Source organism: Neisseria sp. P0021.S005 (assembly GCF_051956955.1).
Genome location: NZ_JBQCWY010000288.1, coordinates 1 through 3786 on the forward strand (window position 1 = coordinate 1; position 3786 = coordinate 3786).

The 3786-nt window shown below is 48.7% G+C and carries 1 pseudogene; it reads left to right on the forward strand.

Features of this window, described 5'->3' with window-relative positions:
* Positions 1–212: 212 nt before the first annotated feature.
* A pseudogene (locus tag ACTHUE_RS12830) lies at positions 213–3738 on the forward strand (hemagglutinin repeat-containing protein); the annotation flags it as partial.
* Between the last annotated feature and the right edge of the window lie 48 nt (positions 3739–3786).

The following is a 3786-nucleotide window of genomic DNA, read 5'->3' on the forward strand; positions in this document are numbered from 1 at the left end:
TCCTTATTCTCTTTTTAATATTGATAACAAATTTAAACCTGATGAGAAAGATAAAATCTTTTTTTCAATCCCGACAGATAACACAGATTTTTATAAGAGTTTTTATTTAAATAAGGATTATATAAAAGGTATATATCCTAAGGCTGTGTTTTAATATAGTGTTGATAGGCGTACTTGGCTTCAATGTATTCAACAGGATAGGTTTATTCCTAACCGCCCAAAGCAGCACCTTTGAAGGCAAGCAAGTTGTATTGCAGGCAAGAAACGATGCCAACATTCTTGGCAGCAATGTTATTTCCGATAATGGCACCCGGATTCAAGCAGGCAATCATGTTCGCATTGGTACAACCCAAACTCAAAGTCAGAGCGAAGGCTATCATCAAACCCAAAAATCAGGCTTGATGAGCGCAGGGATTGGCTTCACGATTGGCAGCAAGACAAACACACAAGAAAACCAATCCCAAAGCAACGAACATACAGGCAGTACCGTAGGCAGCTTGAAAGGCGATACCACCATTGTTGCAGGCAAACACTACGAACAAATCGGCAGTACCGTTTCCAGCCCAGAAGGCAACAATATCATCCATGCCCAAAGCATAGACATTCAAGCGGCACACAACAAATTAAACAGTAATACCACCCAAATCTATGAACAAAAAGGCTTAACGGTGGCATTCAGTTCGCCCGTTACCGATTTGGCACAACAAGCGATTGCCGTCGCACAAAGCAGCAAACAAGTCGGACAAAGCAAAAATGGTCGTGTCAATGCCATGGCAGCTGCCAATGCAGGCTGGTAAGCCTATCAAACAGGTAAGAGTGCACAAAACTTAGCCAATGGTACAACCAATGCCAAACAAGTCAGCATCTCTATAACCTACGGCGAACAGCAAAACTGACAAACCACCCGAGTTCAAGCAAGCCAAGCCCAAGCGAGTCAAATTCAAGCAGGCGGTAAAACCACATTAATCGCCACAGGCGCAGCAGAACAATCCAATATCCACATTACCGGCTCAGATGTTGCCGGCAAAGCAGGAACCGGCCTGATTGCCGATAACGACATCACACTCCAATCCGCCGAACAAAGCAGCAGCGAACGCAGCAACAACAAAAGCAGCGGCTGGAACGCAGGTGCTGCCGTATCATTCGGACAAGGAGGCTGGTCTAGGCTTTACCGCAGGCGGCAATGTCGGCAAAGGCTACGGCAATGGCGATAGCGTAACCCACCGCCATAGCCACATAGGAGAAAAAGGCAGCCAAACCCTTATCCAAAGTGGTGGCGATACCATCATCAAAGGCGCACAAGTATGCGGCACAGGCGTACAAGTTAATGCCAAAAACCTAAGTATTCAAAGCGTACAAGATAGCGAAACCTATCAGAGCAAACAGCAAAACGGCAATGTCCAAGTTACCGTCGGTTACGGATTCAGTGCAAGCGGCAGTTACAGCCAAAGCAAAGTCAAAGCAGACCATGCCTCGGTAACCGAGCAAAGCGGTATTTATGCCGGAGAAGACGGCTATCAAATCAAAGTCAGAGACAACACAGACCTCAAGGGCGGCATCATCACCTCCGGCAAGAGTGCCGAAGACAAAGGAAAAAACCTTTTTCAGACGGCCACCCTTACTGCCAGCGACATTCAAAACCACAGCTACTATGAAGGCAAAAGTTTCGGTATCGGGGCAAGTGTTGCAATCAGCGGTGAATCAATGGGGCAAAACCGTCCTGCCGATTCCGGCCCGGGAATCCGCTTGACTGATGCTTCTAAAGGTCAAAACAACAATAACGCCATCGGCTACGGCAGCGACGGAGACAGCAAAAACAGCACCACCCGCAGCGGTATCAACACCCGCAACATACACATCACCGACGAAGCGGGACAACTTGCCCGAACAGGCAGGACTGCCAAAGAAACCGAAGCGCGTATCCACACCGGCATCGACACCGAAACTGCGGATCAACACTCAGGCCGTCTGAAAAACAGCTTCGACAAAGACGCGGTGGCCAAAGAAATCAACCTGCAAAGGGAAGTAACGCAGGAGTTCGGTAAAAATGCCGCACAAACCACAGCAGCCGTTTCCGACAAACTCGGCAATACCCGAAGTTACGAACGGTATCAGGCGGCCAAAACGCTGCTGGAGGCCGAACTGCAAAATACGGACAGCGAAACCGAAAAAGCCGCTATCCGCGCAACACTCGGTCAAGTAAACGCCTACCTTGCCGAAAACCAAAGCCGCTACGACACCTGGAAAGAAGGCGGCATAGGCAGGAGTATCCTGCACGGGGCGGCAGGCGGACTGACGACGGGCAACCTCGGCGGCATACTGGCCGGCGGCGGCACTTCCCTTGCCGCACCGTATTTGGACGAAGCAGCGGAAAACCTCGGCCCGGCGGGCAAAGCGGCGGTCAACGCACTGGGCGGAGCGGCCATCGGCTATGCGGCGGGCGGAAATGTCGGTACGGCGGCAGTAGGGGCGAATGTCGATTGGAACAATAGGCAGCTGCACGACAGCGAGATCAGAAAAATTAAAGATAATGCCGCCAAATTTGCCAAACTCCATCCCGGCATTTCCCAACAGCAGGCAGAAAAGCGGCTGGTGGCGCAAGCCATGCGTCAGGTCGATGCGGCTTATTATGCCAAACATGCCGACACCGACACGGCGGCGGAACAATTCCTGCGCAGCATAGCGGGAAGTTTCAAAGCCGACGGGGAAACGTTCCTGGATTTTGCCCCGATGAAGTATTACAGGGACAGCGGTAAATTTGCCGAACAGCAGGGTTATAGGGAAACGAGGGAGCAGTTGAAAAGAAATGCGGTTTCCAGTTATACGGAAAGAAGCCGGCAGATTCGGAACAAAACTTTTGATACTGCTACAGCCGGACTGGGTAAAGGTGTAGCCAACCTGCCGTCGTTCTATGCAAACGGCTTCATCGGTACGTATAACGGCGTTATCGGCAAACTGGCCGGTAAGGAAGCACCGTATGTCCCATTGATCAAGGACTACAACAACCCTGTTGAAGAAGAGGTAGGTGATTGGGCTGCCGACAAAGTTGACAGAGCATTAGGCATGATAACCGGGATTAGGATCGGTGCTGTCTCGCCGGGAAGGAGTGTATGGAATAAGAACGGCAAAACCGGTGCTGGGCAAAAGACCGGGAGGATGTCCGTCCTCGATGGGGAGATGGCGGGAGGGAATAAAAATCCAATCACTTCAAAAAGACACAGTGATGTAACTAAGGACTATGTCGGCGTAACCGAACAAAAAGCGTTGCCTAAGCCGGATAAATCCGCACCGAAGATAAGACCTAATGGTACAGTAGAGCTATTTACAGACAGCAAAGGGGTACAAATACCTGGAGCAGTAGGGGTTAGCCCATCAGATCCGATGGCTGTTGCAAGAGATGCACGTTTTATGCCCAATATACCGACAGGCAGTCAGGCGAGAGTTATCGCAAATAATCCTTATATCCCTAAACCAGAAGGGAAATTTACAATAATGGATTATCTTCCTGAAGCAGCACGTATTACAAAAACAGGGGGAGAAATTGTGATTAATGGCACAGTAACCAATAAATATCTAAGAGGAATTCCAAATGAAACAGAACTGGCCCGAATGGGATTAAGGTTAAAATATAATGGTCCGTTAAAGGAGGAGTTTAAACAACTGAAATTTCAGAAGAGTGATGGAAGCGACTTGAACTCAACAGTCCTTAAAACCATTGTTTTTGAAAAGGTAAAATAATATGACAACTTATACTATTCCAAGAAAAGATTATCAATTTCTGTATAT